Source organism: Pseudomonas marincola, from assembly GCF_900682675.2.
Lineage (GTDB): Bacteria > Pseudomonadota > Gammaproteobacteria > Pseudomonadales > Pseudomonadaceae > Aquipseudomonas > Aquipseudomonas marincola.
Map to the genome: position 1 here is coordinate 912431 of NZ_LR215729.2, position 21646 is coordinate 934076.

Annotated in this window: 25 protein-coding genes; 12 read left to right on the plus strand and 13 right to left on the minus strand. The window is 56.9% G+C overall.

What is annotated here, in order from left to right; genetic code table 11:
• Positions 1-480 precede the first annotated feature (480 nt).
• From folX to PMYSY11_RS04175, 5 genes are all read right to left on the minus strand, one after another.
• Complete coding sequence (gene folX, locus PMYSY11_RS04155; RefSeq protein WP_069902093.1) at positions 481-852, minus strand: dihydroneopterin triphosphate 2'-epimerase; 372 nt, start codon at positions 850-852, stop codon at positions 481-483.
• Between the two features lie 2 nt (positions 853-854).
• Entirely contained in the window at positions 855-1415 is a 561-nt protein-coding gene (gene folE / locus PMYSY11_RS04160) for a GTP cyclohydrolase I FolE (protein WP_069902094.1), read from the minus strand.
• Positions 1416-1438: 23 nt separating this feature from the next.
• On the minus strand, positions 1439-2149 hold the full coding sequence (gene folM / locus PMYSY11_RS04165; protein ID WP_090515229.1) for a dihydromonapterin reductase: 711 nt from the start codon (positions 2147-2149) through the stop codon (positions 1439-1441).
• 504 nt (positions 2150-2653) lie between these two features.
• The gene (locus tag PMYSY11_RS04170; RefSeq protein ID WP_150548391.1) at positions 2654-3232 is read right to left on the minus strand and encodes a putative antibiotic biosynthesis monooxygenase; all 579 of its coding nucleotides are present in this window, start codon (positions 3230-3232) and stop codon (positions 2654-2656) included.
• Between the two features lie 122 nt (positions 3233-3354).
• Positions 3355-3804, minus strand: a complete 450-nt coding sequence (locus PMYSY11_RS04175; RefSeq protein ID WP_150549651.1) for a thiol-disulfide oxidoreductase DCC family protein — start codon at positions 3802-3804, stop codon at positions 3355-3357.
• 70 nt (positions 3805-3874) lie between these two features.
• Here PMYSY11_RS04175 and PMYSY11_RS04180 point away from each other — a divergent pair, with 70 nt between their 5' ends.
• Positions 3875-4828: a MerR family transcriptional regulator gene (locus PMYSY11_RS04180; RefSeq protein ID WP_150548392.1), complete on the plus strand. Its 954-nt coding sequence runs from the start codon at positions 3875-3877 to the stop codon at positions 4826-4828.
• 297 nt (positions 4829-5125) lie between these two features.
• On the opposite strand, the gene PMYSY11_RS04185 is transcribed toward PMYSY11_RS04180, so the two are convergent.
• Positions 5126-5731 (minus strand): PilZ domain-containing protein, encoded by a 606-nt coding sequence (locus PMYSY11_RS04185; RefSeq protein ID WP_150548393.1) that lies wholly within the window; start codon positions 5729-5731, stop codon positions 5126-5128.
• Between the two features lie 63 nt (positions 5732-5794).
• The gene (locus PMYSY11_RS04190; RefSeq protein ID WP_090515151.1) at positions 5795-6247 is read right to left on the minus strand and encodes a PAS domain-containing protein; all 453 of its coding nucleotides are present in this window, start codon (positions 6245-6247) and stop codon (positions 5795-5797) included.
• Between the two features lie 102 nt (positions 6248-6349).
• On the opposite strand from PMYSY11_RS04190, the gene PMYSY11_RS04195 reads away from it, so the two are divergent.
• The 5 genes from PMYSY11_RS04195 to PMYSY11_RS04215 all read left to right on the plus strand — a co-directional run bounded on the left by PMYSY11_RS04195 (position 6350) and on the right by PMYSY11_RS04215 (position 11148).
• A complete protein-coding gene (locus PMYSY11_RS04195; RefSeq protein WP_069902100.1) occupies positions 6350-6802 on the plus strand; it encodes a flavodoxin in 453 nt (150 codons plus the stop codon).
• 142 nt (positions 6803-6944) lie between these two features.
• Positions 6945-7727 (plus strand): class II aldolase/adducin family protein, encoded by a 783-nt coding sequence (locus PMYSY11_RS04200; RefSeq protein WP_150548394.1) that lies wholly within the window; start codon positions 6945-6947, stop codon positions 7725-7727.
• The gene (locus tag PMYSY11_RS04205) at positions 7727-8638 is read left to right on the plus strand and encodes an alpha/beta fold hydrolase (protein WP_150548395.1); all 912 of its coding nucleotides are present in this window, start codon (positions 7727-7729) and stop codon (positions 8636-8638) included. Before PMYSY11_RS04200 ends, PMYSY11_RS04205 begins: the two co-directional genes overlap by 1 nt.
• Before the next feature lie 142 nt (positions 8639-8780).
• Complete coding sequence (locus tag PMYSY11_RS04210; RefSeq protein WP_069902103.1) at positions 8781-9692, plus strand: SDR family oxidoreductase; 912 nt, start codon at positions 8781-8783, stop codon at positions 9690-9692.
• 124 nt (positions 9693-9816) lie between these two features.
• Positions 9817-11148, plus strand: a complete 1332-nt coding sequence (locus tag PMYSY11_RS04215; protein WP_150547251.1) for an IS4 family transposase — start codon at positions 9817-9819, stop codon at positions 11146-11148.
• 25 nt (positions 11149-11173) lie between these two features.
• On the opposite strand, the gene PMYSY11_RS04220 is transcribed toward PMYSY11_RS04215, so the two are convergent.
• The 3 genes from PMYSY11_RS04220 to PMYSY11_RS04230 all read right to left on the minus strand — a co-directional run bounded on the left by PMYSY11_RS04220 (position 11174) and on the right by PMYSY11_RS04230 (position 14160).
• A complete protein-coding gene (locus PMYSY11_RS04220; protein ID WP_090515144.1) occupies positions 11174-12712 on the minus strand; it encodes a sigma-54-dependent transcriptional regulator in 1539 nt (512 codons plus the stop codon).
• Positions 12713-12768: 56 nt separating this feature from the next.
• Positions 12769-13074 carry an I78 family peptidase inhibitor gene (locus PMYSY11_RS04225; protein WP_069902115.1) on the minus strand — a complete coding sequence of 102 codons (306 nt, stop codon included), beginning with the start codon at positions 13072-13074 and terminating at the stop codon, positions 12769-12771.
• A gap of 144 nt (positions 13075-13218) precedes the next feature.
• A complete protein-coding gene (locus PMYSY11_RS04230; RefSeq protein ID WP_150548396.1) occupies positions 13219-14160 on the minus strand; it encodes an EamA family transporter in 942 nt (313 codons plus the stop codon).
• 175 nt (positions 14161-14335) lie between these two features.
• Between PMYSY11_RS04230 and PMYSY11_RS04235 the strand changes: the two genes are divergently transcribed.
• The 3 genes from PMYSY11_RS04235 to PMYSY11_RS04245 all read left to right on the plus strand — a co-directional run bounded on the left by PMYSY11_RS04235 (position 14336) and on the right by PMYSY11_RS04245 (position 16542).
• The gene (locus PMYSY11_RS04235; protein ID WP_069902117.1) at positions 14336-15259 is read left to right on the plus strand and encodes an ABC transporter ATP-binding protein; all 924 of its coding nucleotides are present in this window, start codon (positions 14336-14338) and stop codon (positions 15257-15259) included.
• 52 nt (positions 15260-15311) lie between these two features.
• Entirely contained in the window at positions 15312-16073 is a 762-nt protein-coding gene (locus PMYSY11_RS04240; protein WP_069902158.1) for an ABC transporter permease, read from the plus strand.
• Between the two features lie 181 nt (positions 16074-16254).
• Positions 16255-16542, plus strand: coding sequence for a hypothetical protein (locus PMYSY11_RS04245; protein WP_150548397.1), 288 nt, complete (start codon positions 16255-16257; stop codon positions 16540-16542).
• A 117-nt stretch (positions 16543-16659) separates the two neighbouring features.
• On the opposite strand, the gene PMYSY11_RS04250 is transcribed toward PMYSY11_RS04245, so the two are convergent.
• Together PMYSY11_RS04250 and upp are read right to left on the minus strand one after the other, a co-directional pair.
• Positions 16660-17931, minus strand: a complete 1272-nt coding sequence (locus PMYSY11_RS04250) for a uracil-xanthine permease family protein (protein ID WP_069902119.1) — start codon at positions 17929-17931, stop codon at positions 16660-16662.
• Between the two features lie 2 nt (positions 17932-17933).
• Positions 17934-18572 carry a uracil phosphoribosyltransferase gene (gene upp, locus PMYSY11_RS04255; RefSeq protein WP_069902120.1) on the minus strand — a complete coding sequence of 213 codons (639 nt, stop codon included), beginning with the start codon at positions 18570-18572 and terminating at the stop codon, positions 17934-17936.
• A 269-nt stretch (positions 18573-18841) separates the two neighbouring features.
• On the opposite strand from upp, the gene PMYSY11_RS04260 reads away from it, so the two are divergent.
• The 3 genes from PMYSY11_RS04260 (at position 18842) to PMYSY11_RS04270 (ending at position 20239) form a co-directional block, all read left to right on the plus strand.
• A complete protein-coding gene (locus PMYSY11_RS04260) occupies positions 18842-19399 on the plus strand; it encodes a hypoxanthine-guanine phosphoribosyltransferase (RefSeq protein ID WP_069902121.1) in 558 nt (185 codons plus the stop codon).
• Positions 19400-19403: 4 nt separating this feature from the next.
• Positions 19404-19877 (plus strand): WbuC family cupin fold metalloprotein, encoded by a 474-nt coding sequence (locus PMYSY11_RS04265; RefSeq protein ID WP_150548398.1) that lies wholly within the window; start codon positions 19404-19406, stop codon positions 19875-19877.
• A 74-nt stretch (positions 19878-19951) separates the two neighbouring features.
• On the plus strand, positions 19952-20239 hold the full coding sequence (locus tag PMYSY11_RS04270) for a PA4642 family protein (protein WP_090515121.1): 288 nt from the start codon (positions 19952-19954) through the stop codon (positions 20237-20239).
• 74 nt (positions 20240-20313) lie between these two features.
• Here PMYSY11_RS04270 and PMYSY11_RS04275 read toward each other — a convergent pair whose 3' ends face one another.
• Positions 20314-21645, minus strand: coding sequence for a DUF58 domain-containing protein (locus tag PMYSY11_RS04275; protein ID WP_150548399.1), 1332 nt, complete (start codon positions 21643-21645; stop codon positions 20314-20316).
• Position 21646 lies beyond the last annotated feature (1 nt).

Genomic DNA, 21646 nt, shown 5'->3' on the forward strand with positions numbered 1-21646 from the left:
CGTATCCAAGGTTCGAGAAGCCAATGAATCCAGTCGCGCCCTGTTCCTCCTGCGGAGGAAAAATCGCAGAGAAACGTCGCGAGCGCAGGGAGTACAAGGCGCAGCGCGACTCAAAAGCGCAATTTACATCGAGCAAGCGAGATATCTTCTGATCTAACGCTTTTAACGCAGTCGCGCCCTGTTCCTCCTGCGGAGAAAAAATCGCAGAGAAACGTCGCGGCGCAGGGTGTACAAGGTGGAACGCGACTCAAAAGCGTAATTTACATCGAGTAAATAAGTGTTTTCAGTTCTGCTCCAGTGCTTTTAACTCAGTCGCGCCCTGTTCCTCCTGCGGAGGAAAAATCGCAGAGAAACGTCGCGAGCGCAGGGAGTACAAGGCGGAACGCGGCTCAAAAGCGCAATTTACATCAAGTAAATGAGCATTTTTAGTCGGGTTCCAACGCAGTAATCCCAAGCGCAGCAGTTTCTCTGTGATTTTTTTTAGCGATGGGCGGCCAGGGTTATCGACACCGATTCGGCGAAGCGCAGCGCATGCGGCTTGTCCACTTCAACCTCGGCGTAACGCACCGCCTGATTGGCCATCACCAGATCGAGAACTTCCTGAGTCAGGCGTTCGAGCAGCGCAAAGCGGTTGCCTTCCACGTGCTGGATGATCGCTTTGGTAATGGTGCGGTAGTTGAGGGCGTGGTCAATATCGTTGTCACGCACCGCCTCGACCGCCGGATACAGAATGGTCAGGTTGATCAACACGTCCTGCTTGTTGTTGATCTCCTCTTCCTTGATACCAATGAAGGTGCGCAGGCGCAGATCCTTGACGCGGATGCGGGCCATCCCGGGTTCCAGTCGCGGCATGCTTAGTTGCTCCGTCCAATCAATTGCAGAAATTCGTGACGAGTGTTGCACGATTCGCGGAAGGCGCCGAGCATCACTGAGGTATTCATCACTGAGTTCTGCTTCTCGACGCCGCGCATCATCATGCACATGTGCTTCGCTTCAATCACCACCGCTACACCGGCGGCGTTGGTGACCTGCTGAATTGCCTCGGCAATCTGGCGTGTGAGGTTTTCTTGAATCTGCAGACGCCTTGCGTACATATCGACTATGCGCGCAATTTTCGACAAGCCCAGCACCTTGCCGGTCGGAATATAAGCCACATGGGCTTTACCGATAAAGGGCAGCAGGTGATGCTCGCAGAGTGAATACAGCTCGACATCCTTGACGATCACCATCTCGTCGTTGTCCGACGCGAAAAGTGCGCCGTTCACAACTTCCTCCAGGCTCTGCTGGTAGCCGTGACACAAATACTGCATGGCTTTGGCGGCGCGTTTTGGGGTGTCGAGCAAGCCCTCACGTTCAGGGTTTTCGCCGACGCCGAGCAAAATTTCGCGGTAGTTGCCGGTTAACAGGTCAGTCATTTCAAGAGTCCTCGCGGAGCGCCTTATTTAAGGTGGCGGCCGCCGTTTACAGTGAGGGTTGTGCCGGTTGTATAAGGGCTGTCGAGCAGATAGCGCAGGCTCTGGTAGATCACTTGCGGGCCGGGCTCGATGGCCATTACGGATTTGTTCAGGGTTTTCTTGCGATATTCCTCACTGTCCCCGGGATTGAACATGATGAGTGCGGGGGCAATGCAGTTGACCTTGATGTCCGGCGCAAGGCTTGCGGCAAATGACAGCGTCAGATTCTCCAACCCCGCCTTGCTGGCGCAGTAGGCCGGGCGATTGGCGCTGCCTTTGCGGGTGACATCGTCACTGATGTGAATAATGTCGGCAGGCGTAGATTTGCGCAGCAAGTCGGCGCAGTGCAGGTTGATCAGGTAGGGCGCAAGCATGTGCACGGTGAACATCTGGCTGAACGCCTCGGCCTCATTGCCGGGTTCTTCTTTGCGCCACATCGAGGCGTTATGAACAATCGCCCGCAGAGAGTCAGTGTGTTGCTTGAGTGTCGCAATGAACTCAAGAATCGACGATTCCGAGTTGAAGTCGGCGTGCAAAGCGATGGCGCCACGCTCGCGTAGTCGCGCGAGGCTTTCATGCCCGGAGCGGTAAGTGATGATCACAGGTTGCCCTTCATCGAGCAGACGCTCAGCGCAGTACAGGCCGACTCGCTGAGTAGCGCCGGTGATCAGGATGGGGGCACGGTTAGCAGTCATCATCTACTCGATTGTTAAAGTGGCGTGGCACGCTGCTGATGCTATGGCGCTCGGAAAGCTGTGATTAAAGTTATACCAACTGCAATAGTTGTACAAGGATTTGTGGCGGGATAGTTTTGAGCTAGGGTCTATTTTGCCTAAATTTCAGGTGTATGCAGCGCTGTCAGGCCTTAATAGCTTACATTCGCCACTCTCATTATTTGTACATGGTTTTTTTATGTATAGGTTTTGCATCGTTTGCTGTCGAAGATTGCAGCTGCGCTGAATAGCCGGGCTTGGTGTCTTTCGATGTTCTCATGCCAGTGAGCGTCGAACGGCTCAACCGTTTAATTGGCAACAGTTGCCTGCTGAACCGTGTCTGTCGGAAGTTGCGAGCGATTTAAGAGGCGCTGTCGGCCGCGATGACATCGGCGCGGTTGCATGGGCAGACATACGTTTCAGCAGTTCTGTGCGAGGTACTTGCCAGGGCGGCAAATACCTCGCGCCAGTTGGGCAGCGGTTATTTCAGCGCAGTTTTGCGGCGCTCGACGCAATGCCTGCTTGCGGACGGGTTACTGCACGTGCCTGCAGCCAGGGCGCGAGCAGGCGCGTCGACAGCGGAATGAACAGATAGGTCATCAGCGGCGTCAGCGCGAGTGTGCTGAGCAACACGCGGGTAATCAGCGAGAAGTCTGCCAGCAGGCCGCCAAACAGCAGGTTGAAGGCCAGCGAGACAGGGAAGAACGCCAGCCATATGGCCACGCTTTGCTTCCAGCGCGGAGGCTGTTTATTGGCGGGGCCAAACCATGAGGTAATCCCTGTGGCGCGCTGTTCGGTTGGCTGGGCAAACAAGCCAGCCCCGCGCGACAGCCAGGCTTGGCGTGAGGCCGAGTGCTCCCATGAGGCGAGCGTTTGCTCATCAGCGAAGCGGAAGATAATTTGAAATTCGTCATCGCCTGGAGGCGGGGCGAGAACGCCGGAGCCTAAATAGCCAGGAAAGTCAGTCGCCAGATGTTCGCCTTCATGCAGCCAGGCGATTAGGTCGTGATAGTGGCCGTTAGCAACACGGCGCGCCACCATCAGGGTGACGGGTTGTGCAGACATTGTGTATCTCCATTAAGCCTGAGTGCGCGCCAAGGGTGTAGGCGAGCATTACCGCGCTCGGGGTAATGAGCGCTGGTAAAAGACAGGCAAGGATTATTCCGTTTTTTGCAGAATTAGCCAGATCAATCTTTGCAGCGAGGCTTGCGGTTGTCGGCGTTGGCTAAATCGCAGCGTTTTGCACCATCCGGGTGCGGCAGCCAAGCCAGATGCGGGCGCATGAGGCAGAACAGGCGGTAGCCGAACTCAATCAGCGGCCTCATGGCTTTCCAGCGCAGTATTGCCACCCAACGGCCCAGCCCGGCGGCGCACCAACTCCAATAGGTCGCATCGACGCCTTTGACCCATTGGCCGTCGGCGAAACGGGCGTGCAACAGGTCTTCCATGCTTTGCTGGCTCAGACCCAGCGCCTTGGCATCGAATTGCGCGTCGTTGATGTCAACGAACAACAACTTGGCGGGATCAGCTTTTTGCTTGAGCAGGTTGATCTCTCTGGCGCACAGCGGGCAGTCGCCAGCGTAGTAAAGCGTCAGGGGCCAGGAGGGGAAATTGGCCACGATCATCTCCTTGTACATGTTTTGTACAAGGTATGCCGGTAATAGCTGAGTTACAATGCTCAGATCATCAAAAGCGAATGCCTCAGTCATGACCGATATTGTGGATGCGCCATCCCTTACATCGACTGCCCTCAAGGAAGAGGAGCTATTCCCAATCCGCGAAGTATGTCGCCTGACCGGTGTCAATCCGGTAACGCTGCGGGCTTGGGAGCGACGTTATGGTTTGATTCAGCCGGTGCGCACCGACAGCGGTCACCGCCTGTATTCGCTGGCGGATATCGAGTCGGTACGCAGTATTCTGGCGTGGATCGAGCGCGGTGTTACGGTGAGCAAGGTCGGCAAGATTCTGGCTAAAACCACCGCCGTCAAAGCCGCCAGCAGCAAAGGCTATGAGCAGATTACGGCGACTGAGTGGGAACAATGGCAAGCGCAACTGCGCCAGGCCGTGAGCCATTTCGATGAGCCCGCACTCGACCGGCTTTATGGCCAGGTTTTTTCCACTTACCCACTGCCTGTCGTGTTCCAGGACGTGTTCATGCCGGTCTGGCAAGAGCTCCTGCTAAATCAGGACCAGTTCGGGCAGACCAGTGAGTGGTTGTTTCTCGATGGTTTTCTGCGTGCCAGAACCCTGCAACGTGCTCATCTGACGCAAGGTCAATACAGCGCTAAAGTCCTTCTGGTGGCGCTGCCAGGTGCCTGCCGCGAGCTTGAGTTGCTGGTGGCTAGCTTGTTGCTCAGCGGTGGTGACTTTGGCGTGACTGCGCTTGGTTTGGGGCAGCCGCTGAAAGAACTGACGCTGATCTGCGAGAAAACCCGGCCGCGTGGCGTGGTGGTGTTCAGCAACCAGCCGCCGGCTGATGATCTGCCTGCAACCCTCAAGCGTCTGGCGTTGGGTATCAATTGCCCATTGGCGTTTGCCGGCGATGGCGCCGACTTGGCCAGCGACAGCTTGGTTGGCAGCCCAATCGCTTGCCTGGGAAGTGAAGGGCGTTTGATGCCGCGCCGTTTGCAGCAGTTTTTGGCCGGGCATCTGGATACCTGATCAGCCTTACTCTCAAAAAATCTGCTTAGCGTGATCGGAGAAACCTGATTTCGCTGGGCTCGTTCGACCGTTCGGCGGAAATAGCTGTACAGATGTTATGCAAACACTATTATTTGTACATGTTTTGGCGCTGCAGCAATCCGCATAACGCACTGCAAGTACGCTAACAGGCTGCGCAACCCGGCGACTCCGAGGCAACACTATGAGTGGCCGGTTTTTTATTCGATGGTAAGGATTCATGCCTTACAGATACAACAAACCCGCCAAGCAGGCGGGTTTGTTGTATCTGCGGATCGCTCAGACCTGATGGGCCTGAGGGAAGAGTTCGCGGTGTTTCTCGTAGATGTATTGCTGCAAGCGCTCCTTGCTCACATGGTCGAGCTGCTCAAGGCTGTAGGCGTGCATGCCTTTTTTGGTAGAGCGCACTCGGGTCGCGTGAATAGCGATTGGTTTATCGCCTGGCAACGGCAGCAACTTATTCAAGGTTTTCGGAGCCGTGCGTTTGTGTCGCTGCTCTACCAGTAGGCCGTGCATTGAGATTTCATGCACCAATAACCCACTGGGTTTGCCATTGCTCAGCCTCAGCTCGACGGCTGGGGTTAACGGCAAGCGCCAGGAACGAGTTGAGTTGGTGTCATCAAAAATCTGCGGTGTGCCTAGTTCCAGGTGCTGTACATGCTGGTCGTCTTCAACCAGTTGCGGGGTGAAGGTCAGGCGCTGACCTTCGAAGTGGGCTTCAATCGTGAGCTGCGCCGTGTTCGCATAGGCTGCAAGAAGTGTCTTAAGCGGGCCGTCAGCATCCACCAAAATTTCTTTAGGGGCTTGATCTACCGGTTTGGCCGGTTTGTACAGGCGCTTGATGAACGCCATCTCGGCCTTGGTAAGAATGGCTTGCTCTTGCATGATTGAACTCGTGACTGCACGCGTGGGTAAACCTCTGACAGCAGAACAGAGTCTTAGTTCGATCTAGGACTGTGTTTTAGCCTCCTCCAATTGCGCTTGAAGTGTAGACAACTGTTTTTCAAGCTGCTTCACGCGCTCCAGAGCATGTACATGTTCTGTGACGTTCTTCTGAATTCCGATGAAGTAGGTCAGCTGATCATGCTCGTTGAATACGGGTGTGATTGACAGCTCATTCCAGAACGGAGTGCCATCTTTTCGATAATTGCGAATGATCTGACGGCAAGGTTCGCGCTTTCTCACGGCCTCACGGATCATGTCCAGGCCCGCCTGATCGCGGTCACCTGCCTGCAGGAAGCGGCAATCCTGATAGAGGATTTCATCAGCGCTGTAACCGGTGAGCTTTTCGAACGCAGCGTTAGCGTAAATCAGAATATTGTCTTCGCCTTCTTGTTCGGCGACGACAATTCCGTCGTTCGATGCATTTATTACCAGTTGTAACAGTTTGGCGCTGATCATGTGTCTGCTCTCAAGGCTTATTGCCTAATTCTAAAATATCCGGCTGAAGAGTCCAGTTACGGCATAATAATCATCAATTACCTAATGTTTGGAGCTGTTTCTATGAAAGTCGCGATCTTCTCCGGTTCAGTCTATGGCACCGCAGAGGAAGTTGCTCGCCATGCGGCCAAGTTGCTGCAGGCCGCAGGTCTGGAAGCATGGCACAACCCGCGTGCCACTTTAAGCGAGGTTCAGGCATTTAATCCGCAAGCGTTTCTGTGTGTGACCTCGACCACCGGCATGGGTGAACTGCCGGATAACCTGCAGCCACTTTATTACGCTATCCGCGACCACCTGCCAGCGTGGTCTGGTTTGCCGGGCGGGGTAATCGCACTCGGCGATTCGAGTTATGGCGACACCTTCTGCGGCGGTGGCGAGCTGGTTCGCGAACTCTATGCCGAGTTGGGCATTAAAGAGGCGCTGCCAATGTTGCGGCTGGACTCCAGCGAAAGCGTAACGCCCGAGACCGATGCCGAGCCGTGGTTGGCCGAGTTCATCGCCTTGCTCAAGGCCTGATAATTGTATTGTCCAAGCAAAGCCTGCGTGATGTGACCCGCAAGGTCATTAAGCTGGCTGCTTGGGCAACTAGGCATCGGCGCAGCAGTCGCTAGACTCCAGAGTACTGATAACAATTACTCACAGTACCGAGGTGACCGCGATGACTGCTGCCCAAGCTATTCCCGACGTGAATATCAAAGATCAGGTGTCTGCCGCTGAATGGCAAACCCGCGTAGACCTCGCCGCGTGTTACCGGCTGATTGCGCTGTACGGTTGGGACGACCTGATTTTCACCCATATTTCGGCGAAGATTCCCGGTGTTGATGAGTTTTTAATCAACCCGTTCGGTTTGATGTTTCATGAAATAACCGCCTCCAGCCTGGTGAAAATCGACATCAGCGGCAAAAAGCTGATGGACAGCCCGTATGAGATCAATCCGGCGGGCTACACCATCCACAGCGCCGTGCACGAAGTGCGTCACGACGTAGGATGCGTGGTGCATATCCATACGCCAGCGGGGATTGCCGTTTCGGCGCAGAAGCAAGGGTTGTTGCCGTTGTCTCAGCAGTCGCTGTTCGTGCTGTCGAGTCTGGCTTATCACGGCTACGAAGGCGTGGCTTTGCATCATGAAGAAAAGGCGCGCTTGCAGGCGGATTTGGGCGACAAGAACTTCATGATCCTGCCCAACCACGGCCTGCTCACGGCTTCGGCAACTATCGCCGACACCTTCCTGATGATGTTCACCCTGCAGCGCGCCTGCGAAGCGCAGATCATGGCGCAAAGTGGCGGTGGCGAACTTATCCACATCCCGCAGCAAATCCTCGATGGCGCCAAAGCGATGATCGCCGGCGTGATGAAAAGCGCACAAGGTATGGGCGGCACGCTGGCCTGGCCCGCCTTGCTGCGTAAGCTCGATCAGCAAATGCCTGGCTACGCCAACTAATGGCTCTGGCAGGCATTGCGCTGAGTGATTGGCGCTCTCAGGCGCAGCACTTCAGCTTTAAGGGTCACACCATTGCCTATTGGCAGAGCAGCAACGACTTGGGTCTTGAGCCGTTGCTGCTGATCCATGGTTTCCCGACGGCAAGCTGGGACTGGCACTATTTGTGGCAGCCGCTGGCGCAGCGATTCCGTGTGATCGCCTGCGACATGCTCGGCTTCGGCGACTCCGCCAAGCCGCGCGGCCATGCATACAGCCTGCTCGAACAGGCAGATTTGCAGCAGGCATTGCTGGCGCATCTGCAAGTCAGCCAGCCTGTGCATATTCTCGCCCATGATTACGGCGACAGCGTGGCGCAGGAGTTGCTGGCGCGTCACGTGGCCGGTAGCTGTGCGCTGGCCAGTTGCGTATTCCTCAATGGCGGGCTGTTTCCTGAAACCCATCATCCGGTGCTGGTGCAGAAACTGTTGCTCAGCCCGCTCGGCGCGTTGTTCGGTAAGCTGTTCTCGAAGAGCGCCCTGGACAAGAGTTTCGCCAGAATATTTGGTGCCAACACCCAGCCAACAGCCGCCGAGTTGGACGACTTCTGGACGCTGATCAGCCAGAACGACGGGCCTAACATCATGCATCGGCTGATTCGCTACATGCCCGAGCGCAAGGTGCACCGGGATCTCTGGCTGGCAGCCATGCAAGCGCCGGGCGTGCCATTGCGTTTGATTGATGGCGCGGTTGATCCGATATCGGGCGAGCATATGCTCAACCGTTATCGCCAACTGATCCCAGATGCTGACACGGTTTTGCTGCCGAGCATTGGTCATTACCCGCAAACAGAGGCGCCCGAGCAGGTGCTTGAGCACTTTCTGGCCTTGCATGACCGGCTGGAAGAAAACCCCCGTCGCGCGTTCGCAAATTAAAGGATGGTGAGCGCATGCCCGATAAGGCAGTGGTTATCCCGCTGCCTTATCGGGCACTATTCAGCGGCGGGCGACTTTGTTGTGAGTTGCCACCGGCTGAATGAAACTCGTCGCATTGTCGAAATTGCCCCGGAGTATTGTCATGAGCGCAGCGGTTAGTTTTCAGGATCAAGTAGTCATCGTTACAGGCGCCGGCGGCGGCCTGGGTCGGGCACACGCATTGTTGTTCGCCAAACATGGCGCCAAGGTTGTGGTTAACGACTTGGGCGGCAGCACGCATGGCGAAGGCGCCAATGCATCGGCGGCGGACAAGGTTGTCGAGGAAATCCGCGCGGCGGGCGGTACTGCGATTGCCAACCATGACTCGGTGACCGACGGTGACAAGATTGTCGCCCACGCCATTGCTGAGTTTGGACGCATTGATGTGGTGGTCAACAATGCCGGTATCCTGCGCGACAAGACCTTTCACAAGATGGAAGACGCCGACTGGGATCTTGTCTACAAGGTCCATGTCGAGGGTGCTTATAAAGTAACCCGCGCCGCCTGGCCGTATATGCGCGAGCAGGGCTATGGCCGGGTAATCTTCACTGCATCTACTTCGGGCATTTACGGCAACTTCGGCCAGTCCAACTACGGCATGGCCAAGCTCGGTCTGTACGGCTTGACCCGCACGCTCGCCATTGAAGGGCGCAAGAACAACATCATGGTCAACGCGATCGCGCCAACGGGTGGCACGCGCATGACCGAAGGCTTGATCCCGCCGCAGGTGTTCGAACAGCTCAAGCCAGAGCTGGTCAGCCCGCTGGTGGTGTATCTGGCCAGCAATGCCTGCACCGATACCTCGGGTTTGTTCGAAGTGGGTGGCGGCTGGATCGGCAAAGTTCGTTGGGAGCGCAGCCTGGGCGCAGGCTTTGATCCGCGTGAAGGTTTCAGCCCTGAAGATGTAGCCGATCACTGGCAGCAAATCTGCGACTTTGAAGGCGCCGCGCATCCGGCTGACAACATCGAAGCACTGAAAGAGATGATGGCCAACTTGCAGAAGTATGCCATCTGACGGCGCATTACTGGTTTGACTAAAAACGGGCCGAATGGCTAATGCCAGTCAGTTAAGCGCTACAGCTTGACCTTCTGCGTGCTGAAACGAAAATCCGATGCTTGTTTTGAGCATCGGATTTTTTATGCGACTTTCCCGCGCCTTGGCACTGACTCACGAAGCGGCTTCTGCCACCCACTCCCTTGACGAGCTGGGGGCGCTGCTTGATCCAGACCTAGTTAGCACCGCACTGGAAACGGCGGGAGTGGCGACCCTGCGTAAGCGACGTCTCCCTCTTGAAGCCATGATCTGGTGCGTGATCGCCATGGCGTTGTTTCGCCGGATGTCGGCCTGGGATGCCGCGAGCCGTATGGGCATCATGCTGCCTGGGCAGAAGCCATTGGTAGCACCCAGTGCAATCGTGCAAGGTCGCCAGCGTTTGGGCAGCGCTGCGGTGCGAGAAGTCTTTTCCCTGACTCAACAACGCTGGCATGCCAGCGCCAATCACCCCACTTGGGCCGGTTTGCGCCTGCTCAGTGTCGATGGCGTGGTCTGGCGCACGCCGGATACGGACGACAACCGCAAGCACTATGGCAGCGCCAGTAATCAGCATGGCGATACCGGCTATCCCCAGGTTCGCATGGTCTGCCAGATGGAGCTGACCAGCCACATGCTGGTGAATAGTGCTTTTGCCGGCTACCACAGCAACGAGATGAAACTGGCCGAACAACTGATCGACAGTACACCCGATCACTCGCTGACCTTGTTCGACCGTGGCTTCTATTCACTGGGGTTACTTTATCGCTGGCAACAGACAGGCACTCAGCGCCATTGGTTACTGCCGCTGCGCAAGGATGCTCAATACGAGGTGCTGCGTAAGTTAGGGCGCCACGATGCCATCGTCTCGCTAAAGACCTCGCCGCAGGCGCGTAAACAATGGCCCGACCTGCCAGACACGCTACAGGCTCGGTTATTAAGCAAGACCATCAAGGGCAAAGTGCGGCAGGTACTGACCTCAATGATCGATCCTCTGCGCTTCCCTCCAGACGAAATCGTGGATCTGTACAGCCAGCGTTGGGAAATCGAGCTGGGCTATCGAGAAATGAAGCAAGGCATGCTCGCGGGGCACTACACACTGCGTAGTAAAACGCCGGAGATGATTGAACAAGAACTGTGGGGCGTACTACTGGGGTACAACCTGCTGCGTTATCAAATGTTGGAAATGAGTCGCCACTGCCCTGGCATCTACCCCTGCGAAATGAGTTTTACCGCTTGCACCTGGGCGATTCTGGGCTTCTTGAACGGGGTCTCTTTGAATCATCCAGGCAACATCCCTCGCTACCTGGCCGAACTACAGGCCTCGGCCATGCACTACGTCCTACCTCATCGCCGTGAGGATCGCAGTTATCCGCGAGCGGTCAAACCCAAGCCGTCCAAGTATCCGACCAGAAATAAAAATGCCAGTCAGCTTAACTGACTGGCATTAGCCGAATGGCCCGTTTTTAGTTGCTCTTGCCGATACCGTATTTGCGCAGGCGAATGGCGATTGCGCTGTGCGATGCGCTCAGCCGTGCGGCCAACTGGCGGCTTGATGGGTGGCTGGGGTAGAGCTTTTCGAGCAAGGCTTTTTCGAAGCTGGCCACCGCTGCATCGAGGCTGCCGATCTCGTTGTCACTGTGCTGCTGGGCAATGGCTGTTCCGGCGATATCCAGGTCGTCTATCTGCACCAGATTGCTTTCGCAAATCGCCGCCGCACGGAAAATCACGTTCTGCAGTTGGCGCACATTTCCCGGCCAACGATTGCTCAACAGCGCCGGATAGGTTTCAGTCGCCAGACGGCAGACCGGACGCTGGATCTGCGCGCAAGCCTGGCGCATGAAATGGCGGGCCAGCAGCAGAATATCCTGATCGCGTTCGCGCAGCGGCGGCACTTCCAGATTGAGCACATTAAGCCGGTAGTAAAGGTCTTCACGGAAGCCGCCCTCACTGACCATTTGTTCCAGGTCGCGGTGTGTGGCGCTGAGAATGCGCACATCAACCTTGACCTCACGCTCACCGCCAACCCGGCGAAAGGTGCCGTCGCTGAGGAAGCGCAACAACTTGGCCTGCAAATAAGGCGACATCTCGCCGATTTCATCGAGAAAAACCGTGCCGTGATTCGCCAGCTCAAGCAGGCCCGGCTTGCCGCCACGCTGGGCGCCGGTAAACGCGCCTGGCGCGTAACCAAACAGCTCGCTTTCGGCAAGGTTCTCCGGCAGGGCGGCGCAGTTGAGAGCCAGAAATGGCTCGTCGCGACGGGCACTGCTGGCATGACATGCACGGGCGACCAGCTCTTTGCCGGTTCCGGTTTCGCCATGAATCAGCAGCGGTGCATCCAGTGTGGCAATGCGCTGAGCACGGGTTTTAAGTGTGCGAATCGGTACCGAGTCGCCGAGCAGCGAGTCAAAGCCCTCGGCATGGTCGTGGTGCAGCGCCGACAAGCGTGCGCCGATCCGGCTTGGCTCGTACAGCGTCAGCAGCGCGCCAGCGACCTGCAACTGGTTGGGCTCGGCGGTCTCGCTGATCGGCATCGCATCGAGCAACAGTGCGTGGCTATTGAGTGTTACTTCGCGCAAAGGCAGGCGAAAATTCTGCTCCAGCAGCGCATCCAGTATTCCGGGGTCGGTAAATAGCTCAGCGAGTAACTGGCCTTCGGGCTCCTGTTCGCACAAGGCAATCAGCGCTGGGTTCGCCAACAGAATCCGGCCTTCGCCATCGACCGCCATAACCGGGTCTGTCATCGCCGCAAGCAACGCATCGAGCTGCAGGCGGCGACGTTGCCCTGGCAATATATCGACAATGGTGACGGCTTGAACGCCCTGTACATTGAACAGCGCATCACGCAACTCATCCAGCACAGCGGCGCTCAGCGTGGGCGCGTCGATATAGACGTTGGGCGGCACCATTTCGACCGCATCCAGATTCAGATTGCGCCCACCCAGCAGTGCCAGCACTTCCTGAGTGATGCCAACGCGGTCAATGAAAGTTACGTGGATGCGCATACGGTCAACTGGCAGTAAGAATCAGGGCGTCAGTATGCCTTGTCCGTGGCGCTTAGTTAACCGCAGGTAATACGGTCGATTACGTCGGCCTCGTCGGTGTCGATGTTCAGGCGGGTAGGGTTGTAGTCGAGGGTCATCGGGTCGCTTGGGCCGAGTACGCGAGAGGTTTTGGCGCCGCTGGCTGTGCGCATTTTCTTGACCAGTTCCGGGGTGACGCTTTTGCCGAGCATATTTTGCACCGCAGAGGCATCGCAGCGCCCGCCGAGGCTAGATGCCGGGGCGGCTTCATCCGTGCTGTCGACTGAGCTGCAAGCAGTAAGTACGGTCAGGCAAGCGAGGCCCACGAGATGTTTGAATTGCATGATGTTCTCCTCTTAATCGAATTCCTTGGTGAACAGACTGTTCAATTTTATCCGGCAAGGCAAGCGTAATGGGCCTGTGTATTGCCTTGAGACACTATCGGACTGCACTCTGCAGTCTGCGTTCCTTGTGCATTTAACCCGTATTCAATGATTTTGACGGTAAGTCAGCAGGACAATTGCGCTTATCACGATCAGCGCGCCGACCATCTGGATCGGGCTCAATACCTGGCCCAATATCACCCAGCCGAGTATCAGCGTAGCCACAGGCTCGACGTTCATGACCGAGACATTCTTCGGCATGTCCAGGCGCGGCATGCTGATGAATAGAATCGAGAACCCGCTGCTGTAAAGTACGCCGACAACTGCCAGCGCTATCCAGCCGGTGGCAGCGCTGGGCAACGCCAGGCCGTTCTCGATCAACCCGCTGAAGCCGGCAATCAGGCTGCTGCTGAACACAACGGCCATGGTCAGCATGCTGCGTACCGAACCGCGCACACTTGAAAGTTTATGTTCGGTTAGCCACAGGGCGCAGGCGAAGGCACACGCCGCGCACATGGCCAAGGCTATTCCCAATAGCCAGACCGAGCGCGGCAGTTCTGCTTCGCCGCCGCTGCCCTGAAGGCGCGCAGGCACATCCAGCGCCAGTAGCAAGCCGAGCAGAATAACGCCCATCAGCACGGCGGTGCGCCTGGTAGGCGCCGGGCCACCCAATGCCCAGGTCAAAAGGGCCAGTACCATCGGAAAGGTGTTGCCCACCAGTAATGCCAGCGCGACCGGAATGCGCGCCACTGCGCTGTACAAACATAAACTCTGGATGGCGATGCACAGGCCGAGCAGGGCTTGCCAGCGCCAGGCACCTTGGGGCAGGGCGATGGGTTGGCGTTGATACAGCACCAGGCTGCCCAGAATCAGCAGGGTTACGCCGCTGCGGCAGAGCACCGCGAGCATGACGCCGGTGTCGTGATCAAACGCGACCCGTGCCGCCACATGGTTGGCGCCGAATGTACAGGCCAGCAGCGCCAGCATGGTGACGGCAATGTGCCGTGGAAATTGACTGGGTTGTGTGCTTTGGGTCGAGGGTGTCATAAACGACTACATTAATGGTTTGCAGCAGTGAAGGCCGGGCAGGTTAGCCTATTTAGAGCGCCTCGTGGGTCGCACTTTGGTCTATTCAATAAACGGCGGCGCGGTAAATGTGCGGTGTGCGTGCACCGGTTAATTTCCCTACAATCGTATTTTCTCTCGCAGATAAGGTGTTGCTGTGCAGCCGGTAATTTCGATTCAGCAACTGAGCAAGACATACGCGTCCGGCCATCCGGCGCTGAAAACCATCAATCTGGATATCCACAAGGGCGAGATATTCGCGCTGCTGGGGCCCAATGGCGCGGGTAAAACCACGCTGATCAGCATTATCTGCGGCATCGTTAATCCGGGTGGCGGCAAGGTGCTGGTTGACGGGCACGACATCATCAGTGATTACCGTGCGGCTCGTTCCAAGATAGGTCTGGTGCCGCAGGAGTTGTTCAACGAGGGCTTCGAAAGTGTGCTGGCCACGGTCAAGTTCACCCGCGGCTTGTTCGGCAAAGCGCCGGATCCGGCTTACCTCGAACAACTGCTGCGCGATCTTTCTCTGTGGGACAAGCGCGATGCGCGGATTTTCGAGTTGTCCGGCGGCATGAAGCGCCGCGTGATGATTGCCAAGGCGCTGTCGCACCAACCGCAAATCCTCTTCCTTGATGAGCCGACCGCTGGTGTTGATGTGGAGCTGCGCCGCGATATGTGGAACATGGTGCGCGGGCTGCGTGAGCGCGGCGTGACGATCATTCTGACCACTCATTACATTGAGGAAGCCGAGGAAATGGCTGACCGGATCGGGGTGATCAGCCGCGGTGAAATCATTCTGGTCGAAGACAAACAAGCGCTGATGCACAAGTTGGGCAAGAAGCAGCTCACCCTGCAATTGCAACAACCGCTGGCGAGCATTCCAGAGCAACTCAATCACTACACCCTTGAGCTTGTCGATGATGGGCATGCGCTGGTTTACACCTTCGATACCCAGCGTGAGCACACCGGTATTGCCGAATTGCTGAAAGATCTGGCGCAACGCGGTATCGATTTTAAAGACCTGCAGTCCAGCCAGAGTTCGCTGGAAGAGATCTTTGTCAGCCTGGTGCATGGCCGATGAACAGCGCAGTCGCCACTTGCCAGTCAGACATTCGATTTTTGGGGAACCGCTCATGAACCTTTATGCAATTCGCTCGATTTACTTGTTCGAGCTGGCGCGCACTTGGCGCACCTTGCTGCAAAGCATTGCCACGCCGGTAATTTCGACGTCACTGTATTTTGTGGTGTTCGGTTCGGCCATTGGCGCAAGCATGACGCAGGTGCACGGTGTCAGTTATGGCGCATTCATCGTGCCGGGCCTGATGATGCTGGCCTTGCTTACCGAGAGTATTTCCAATGCATCTTTCGGCATCTACATGCCCAAGTATTCGGGGACTATTTATGAGGTGCTGTCGGCGCCTGTCTCATACCTGGAAATATTGATCGGCTATGTCGGCGCGGCCGCGACCAAGTCGATCATCCTTGGCTTGATCATCCTCTTCACGGCGCAGTTCTTCGTCGACTTCGAGATACTCCACCCGTTCTGGATGGGGGCATTTCTGGTGCTCACCGCCGTTACCTTCAGCCTGTTCGGCTTCATCATCGGCGTGTGGGCGGATGGCTGGGAGAAGCTGCAAATTGTGCCGGCCCTGATCGTCACCCCGCTGACCTTTTTAGGCGGCAGTTTCTACTCGATCAGTATGTTGCCGGAGTTCTGGCAAACCGTGACCCTGTTCAATCCGGTGGTGTATCTGATCAGTGCGTTTCGCTGGAGCTTCTACGGCGTTTCAGACGTCAATGTGCTGGTCAGCGTGGGCATGATTCTCGGCTTTCTGGTGTTGTGCATCGCCACTGTCGGCTGGATATTCAAGACCGGTTATCGCCTTAAAAGCTAAGCGGCTTTTGAGATCTGCCAGCGCCGTTTTTATGGAGCCGGCGCGGGAGGCAAGTGGCTCGCCGCTTAGGGAGATTGGCGACTGGCCACTAGCCGCGCTCTAGAAATGTAAAATTACGTGATGTTTATCACGTTTTCGATGTAGCCTACGTGCTGGAAGTTGGGCGTAGGAGATTGCTTAAATGGATGTAAGAGACAAACAGCTTGCTCAGCTCATGAGCCTGTATTCGCGCACCCTGACTCATCTGACCGCAGCCCTCGCCGACATGTCGTTCGAGCTGATGCGCAGCAGCGATGAAGTCGCCAAGCAGGCCGGTCAACGCATGATCAATCATGTCACCCAGATTGGGGCTGGCCTTGATCAGCAATGGCCATTGATTGCCGCCATCACCGGTGAGTCAGTTGAAGATGAGCCTGAACCGCCCGTGACCGAAGTCCAAATGTTGGGCGTTGGCGATAGCCAAACTTGAGCAAGCGATTCAGTGGGTAAACGCTGTAGATATTAAAAAGCCCGACATGCATCCAGCAGTCGGGCTTTTGCGTTTGAAATAGAGGTGAGCCTATTTCAGGGCTAAGCCGCCCAGCGCTTATTCGACGCTTTGCTCGTCGAGTTTCTTGCTGCGCCAGCCCTTGCCGCCTGGCAGCAGCAGGTTGAGCAGGATGGCAACAATCCCGCACAGCGAGATGCCTTTCAGGCTGACATCGCCCGCGCCAATCACCATGCCGCCAATGCCGAACACCAGCGTTACGGCGACGATTACCAGGTTGCGTGCCTCGGACAGGTCAACCTGATGGCGAATCAGCGTGTTCAGGCCGACTACCGCAATCGAGCCGAACAGCAGGCACAGAATCCCGCCCATCACCGGCACCGGAATGCTCTGCAGCAGCACGCCGAACTTGCCAACAAAGGCCAGCACGATCGCAATAATAGCGGCCCACACCATGACCTTAGGATTGAAGTTCTTGGTCAGCATCACCGCGCCAGTCACCTCGGAGTAGGTGGTGTTGGGCGGGCCGCCGAGCATACCTGCGGCCGAAGTGGCCAAACCATCACCCAGCAAGGTGCGATGCAGGCCGGGCTTTTTCAGGTAGTTTTTCCCCGTTACGGTGCTGATCGCCAGCACATCACCAATGTGTTCGATGGCCGGGGCAATGGCCACCGGCAGCATGAACAATATTGCGCTCCAGTTCAGTTCAGGGGCGACGAATTTCGGAATGGCAAACCACGGCGCGGCGACAACGTTGCTGAAGTCGATTACGCCAAGAAACCAGGAAAGGCTGAAACCCACCGCAACGCCCATCAGAATCGGCACCAGACGCAGAATGCCCGAGCCGATAACGGCGACAATCAGGGTGGTGACCAGTGCCGACATCGAGATAATCAACGCCGTATCGTTCGGGATAAGCTGGGCGCTGCCATCACCGGCTTTGCCCATCGCCATGTTGGCCGCAACCGGCGCCAGACCCAGGCCGATAGACATAATTACCGGGCCGATGACCACGGGTGGCAGCAGGCGGTCGATGAAGCCGGTGCCGTTGAATTTAACCAGCGCGGACAGCAGCATGTAGACCATGCCGGCGGCTACCAGGCCGCCGAGCGTGGCGGGTAGCCCGAAGTCTGCCTTGGAGGCCAGAATCGGTGCAATAAAGGCAAAGGACGAGGCCAGAAATACCGGCACCTGGTTCTTGGTAACAATATGGAAAATCAGCGTACCAATGCCGGCAGTGAACAGTGCAACGTTGGGGTCCATGCCGGTAATCAGCGGCATCAGCACCAGTGCGCCAAATGCTACGAAGAGCATTTGCGAACCGGCAAGCGCCTGACGCCACGTCGAGTCGCGAGTGTGATCGTCGAGCATGCTCAAGCGTCCTTCTGCTTGGTGCCGAAGATCTTGTCACCCGCATCGCCGAGGCCCGGAATGATGTAGCCATGCTCGTTGAGTTTTTCATCGACGGAGGCGGTGTAGATCGTCACGTCCGGATGCGCATCCTGCACCGCCTTGATGCCTTCAGGTGCGGCAACCAGCACCATGGCGCGAATGTTGGTGCTGCCAGCTTTCTTGAGCAGGTCGATGGTCGCCACCATGGAGCCGCCAGTAGCCAGCATCGGGTCGATGATCATGGCCATGCGCTCGTCTATTTCCGGTACCAGTTTTTCCAGATAGGTGTGCGCCTGCAGCGTTTCTTCATTACGCGCCACGCCCACAGCACTCACCTTGGCGCCTGGAATCAGGCTCAGTACACCTTCGAGCATACCGATGCCTGCACGCAAAATAGGGACTACAGTGATCTTCTTGCCGGAGATTTTTTCGACCTGAACCGGGCCACACCATCCCGGAATTTCGTAGTTTTCAAGCGGCAGGTCTTTGGTTGCTTCATAAGTCAGCAGGGCGCCGACTTCCTGTGCCAGTTCGCGAAAATTTTTGGTGCTGATATCGGCGCGGCGCATGAGGCCGAGTTTATGACGAATAAGCGGGTGACGAATTTCATGGACTGGCATGGCGGGTTCTCCGGCAAAACGGGCAAAAAGTGCGTTAGATTAAAGCATCGGCGAGCGTGTCGGGTGGTTGTATGACGAGGCACAAACTTTCTAATAATAGAAGTGTGTGCGGGTCATGCAGTTGATTCGCGGCAATTGTCGCTTAGATTGCTGACATTTTCCGCAAATAGATCTTCGTTCGTCTATGAGGGCTTGCTCCTTGGCAGGCACATGCGTACCTTTGCCGGCTTTTATTTTGACCAACAATGCGTCAACCACGAGGAAATACCATGCCCGCTGATCTCGCGCACATCCGTCAAGTTATGGCTGAAGCCGACTGTATCTACACCGAGGCAGAGGTTGAGGCGTCCATCTGCCAGGTTGCAGATGCCATTAACAGCCAATTGGCCGACAGCAACCCAGTGGTTTTTTGCGTCATGAATGGCGGCCTGATTTTCTCTGGCAAGTTGGTGCCCAAGCTCAATTTCCCGTTGGAGCTTTCCTACCTGCACGCCACGCGTTACCGCAACCAAACCAGCGGCGGCGAACTGTTCTGGAAAGCCAAGCCGGAAATTTCGTTCATTGACCGCGATGTGTTGATCATTGATGACATTCTCGATGAAGGCCACACCCTGGGCGCGATCATCGACTTTTGTCACCACGCCGGTGCGCGCGCTGTGCACACTGCCGTGCTGATCGATAAAGACCACGACCGCAAGGCGCGCCCGGAACTCAAAGCCGACTTCGTGGGCTTGCCGTGTGTTGACCGCTACATCTTCGGTTACGGCATGGATTACAAAGGCTACTGGCGTAACGCACCGGGCATCTATGCCATTAAAGGCATGTAAACAGATGAGCACTCCGGCATACATCGATCAGGCTCTGTTTGCTCAGCTCGCGGCCAACGCGGCACAAAGCCCGCGACAGCGCCAGCATCACAACTTCCACGAGATGAGCGATCCTTGTCATCGGTTGGCGGTTGGTTTGCAGCCCGATACATACATTGCGCCGCACCGGCATCTGAGTGCAGACAAAGCGGAAACCTTGCTGGTGCTCAAAGGCCGGCTGGGTTTGTTGCTGTTCAACACAGATGGCAGCCTGCAAGGTACGCGAGTTCTGGCGGCAAATGGTGATTGCGTCGGAGTTGATATTCCGCCCGGCGTGTTTCATGCGCTGATCGTGCTTGAGGCCGACAGCATTCTGTTTGAGTGCAAGGCCGGGCCTTACCGTGCGCTTGTCGAGGGCGAGATTGCCTCATGGGCGCCGGTTGAGGGAACGCCCGAAGTTGCCGCGTACCGAGACTGGATGCGCGCGCAATTCGCCTGAATCGGCGTTGAGCGCAGGACGCTGGCAGGGGTACACTGCCGGCCTCGTTTATAGCGGTGTAGCTGGAGTGAGTGATGCGTAAAGACAAGAAACAGGTGATTGGCGAAGAGATCAGCGACGACGCGATCAAGCTGTTCCTCGACGTGGAACCGGCAGATGAAACACCGGCGTCCCTGCATAAACTGATCAAGGCGTATCGCGGCCTGCGGATCGATGATTTCGAGCGTTTTGTCGGCTTCTTCGTCGAGCGCGGTTATGCGCTTGATGCCAAGGATGCGCAAGGCAATGACTTCATCGCGCTGATCGCGGATCAACGTAACGCTGAGCCCTACATCGAAGCGATTAAGGCTGCACGCGGCTGATACCCAGCGGCTTACAGCCCAAAAAAACCGCCTTTACCGGCGGTTTTTTGTTGCACGTCTGGCGCTTGCGGCTGCTACAGATCGCCAGATTTTTTCCAGCCCAGATACCGATTTACCAGCTCCGGGCCCAGCTCGCTCGGGCGCGCGTCAAGCACGGTAACGCCGTGCGCCGTCAGGCGTTCATGCAGGCGATTGCGCGCATTCAGATAATCGACGGTGCCGCAGTAGGCCAGAGCCGAATCGTAAGTGCCAACCGGCACTTGGCGCACCTCATCGAGTATTTCTTCGCGCAAGCTGGCAACCAACACGCGGTGCTGCCGGCTGAGTTGTTTGACCGCGCCAAGCAGCTCGGCTTCATCTTCCTCGCGCAGATTACTTACCAGAACCACGAGTGCGCGCCGACGCTGACGCTTGAGCAGGGTTTGTACCGCCGCCGAATAATCAGCGGGGCGCTGGCTGCTTTGCAGGTCATACACGCTGTTGAGGATAACGTTGAGCTGAGCGGCACCTTTGACCGGAGCCAGATAGCGCGGCGTTTCGCTGGCAAACGCTGAAATGCCTACGGCATCGCCCTGGCGCAGGGCAATGTAGCTCAGGAGCAGGCTGGCATTGAGAGCATGATCAAAGTGGGCCAGATCACCGTCCTGGCTGCGCATGCGTCGCCCGCAATCGAGCATGAACACCAATTGCTGGTCGCGCTCGTCCATATACTCGCGGGCAATTGGCGTGCGTTTACGGGCTGTGGCTTTCCAGTCGATCTGGCGCACGCTGTCGCCTTCGCGAAACTCGCGCAATTGATGAAATTCCATGCCCAGGCCACGTCTTGGCTTCTGGCGCACGCCAAGTTGGCTCAGCCAGTCGTCCACGGCCATGAGTTGCGCGCTGTAGAGGCGGGCGAAGTCCGGATAAACCCGAGTCTGCGCAGGCAGCGCGACAAGACGACGGGCACGCCAGAGTTTCAGCGGGCTGGCCATGCCGATCTCGCAACGCTCGAAGGCGAAGAGGCCGCGTTGCCGTGGGCGTACCCGGTAAGTCAGCTGGGCCTGTTTACCGGCGGGCATTTCAAGGCTTTGCGGCAAGTCCTCGACGGTCATGGCCTCTGGCACATGGTCGATAATTTCGAGTGTCAGGGTGCGCGCGTTGCTGTGGCTGATGTGGAGTTGCACCGGATTCCAGCGGCCAAGCGCCAGATTGCCGGGCAGGCTGCGGCTTATCTCGGGCGTGGCGATGCGTTGCAAGCGCAGTGCATCGACGGCCGCCGCGACCAGCAACGCCAGCAGCAGGCCCCAGCCGAGGGATTGCCAAAGCGCAGGCAGATTGATGCCCAGCGCCTGAATGCTGCCGACGATAACGCCCAGCACCAGCATCGCTGTGAGCATCCAGAGCAGTGTGCGCGAAGGCTTCATG

Bases quoted from the DNA above. Each gene is read 5' to 3' on its own strand.
- folM (WP_090515229.1), bottom strand. From the start codon at position 2,149: ATGACTGCTAACCGTGCCCCCATCCTGATCACCGGCGCTACTCAGCGA.
- folE (WP_069902094.1), bottom strand. From the start codon at position 1,415: ATGACTGACCTGTTAACCGGCAACTACCGCGAAATTTTGCTCGGCGTC.
- PMYSY11_RS04240 (WP_069902158.1), top strand. From the start codon at position 15,312: ATGAACCTTTATGCAATTCGCTCGATTTACTTGTTCGAGCTGGCGCGC.
- PMYSY11_RS04200 (WP_150548394.1), top strand. From the start codon at position 6,945: ATGACTGCTGCCCAAGCTATTCCCGACGTGAATATCAAAGATCAGGTG.
- PMYSY11_RS04195 (WP_069902100.1), top strand. From the start codon at position 6,350: ATGAAAGTCGCGATCTTCTCCGGTTCAGTCTATGGCACCGCAGAGGAA.
- PMYSY11_RS04220 (WP_090515144.1), bottom strand. From the start codon at position 12,712: ATGCGCATCCACGTAACTTTCATTGACCGCGTTGGCATCACTCAGGAA.
- PMYSY11_RS04265 (WP_150548398.1), top strand. From the start codon at position 19,404: ATGAGCACTCCGGCATACATCGATCAGGCTCTGTTTGCTCAGCTCGCG.
- PMYSY11_RS04180 (WP_150548392.1), top strand. From the start codon at position 3,875: ATGACCGATATTGTGGATGCGCCATCCCTTACATCGACTGCCCTCAAG.
- folX (WP_069902093.1), bottom strand. From the start codon at position 852: ATGCCGCGACTGGAACCCGGGATGGCCCGCATCCGCGTCAAGGATCTG.
- PMYSY11_RS04215 (WP_150547251.1), top strand. From the start codon at position 9,817: ATGCGACTTTCCCGCGCCTTGGCACTGACTCACGAAGCGGCTTCTGCC.
- PMYSY11_RS04260 (WP_069902121.1), top strand. From the start codon at position 18,842: ATGCCCGCTGATCTCGCGCACATCCGTCAAGTTATGGCTGAAGCCGAC.
- PMYSY11_RS04270 (WP_090515121.1), top strand. From the start codon at position 19,952: ATGCGTAAAGACAAGAAACAGGTGATTGGCGAAGAGATCAGCGACGAC.
- PMYSY11_RS04210 (WP_069902103.1), top strand. From the start codon at position 8,781: ATGAGCGCAGCGGTTAGTTTTCAGGATCAAGTAGTCATCGTTACAGGC.
- PMYSY11_RS04170 (WP_150548391.1), bottom strand. From the start codon at position 3,232: ATGTCTGCACAACCCGTCACCCTGATGGTGGCGCGCCGTGTTGCTAAC.
- PMYSY11_RS04245 (WP_150548397.1), top strand. From the start codon at position 16,255: ATGGATGTAAGAGACAAACAGCTTGCTCAGCTCATGAGCCTGTATTCG.
- PMYSY11_RS04230 (WP_150548396.1), bottom strand. From the start codon at position 14,160: ATGACACCCTCGACCCAAAGCACACAACCCAGTCAATTTCCACGGCAC.
- PMYSY11_RS04185 (WP_150548393.1), bottom strand. From the start codon at position 5,731: ATGCAAGAGCAAGCCATTCTTACCAAGGCCGAGATGGCGTTCATCAAG.
- upp (WP_069902120.1), bottom strand. From the start codon at position 18,572: ATGCCAGTCCATGAAATTCGTCACCCGCTTATTCGTCATAAACTCGGC.
- PMYSY11_RS04225 (WP_069902115.1), bottom strand. From the start codon at position 13,074: ATGCAATTCAAACATCTCGTGGGCCTCGCTTGCCTGACCGTACTTACT.
- PMYSY11_RS04175 (WP_150549651.1), bottom strand. From the start codon at position 3,804: ATGTACAAGGAGATGATCGTGGCCAATTTCCCCTCCTGGCCCCTGACG.
- PMYSY11_RS04275 (WP_150548399.1), bottom strand. From the start codon at position 21,645: ATGAAGCCTTCGCGCACACTGCTCTGGATGCTCACAGCGATGCTGGTG.
- PMYSY11_RS04250 (WP_069902119.1), bottom strand. From the start codon at position 17,931: ATGCTCGACGATCACACTCGCGACTCGACGTGGCGTCAGGCGCTTGCC.
- PMYSY11_RS04190 (WP_090515151.1), bottom strand. From the start codon at position 6,247: ATGATCAGCGCCAAACTGTTACAACTGGTAATAAATGCATCGAACGAC.
- PMYSY11_RS04205 (WP_150548395.1), top strand. From the start codon at position 7,727: ATGGCTCTGGCAGGCATTGCGCTGAGTGATTGGCGCTCTCAGGCGCAG.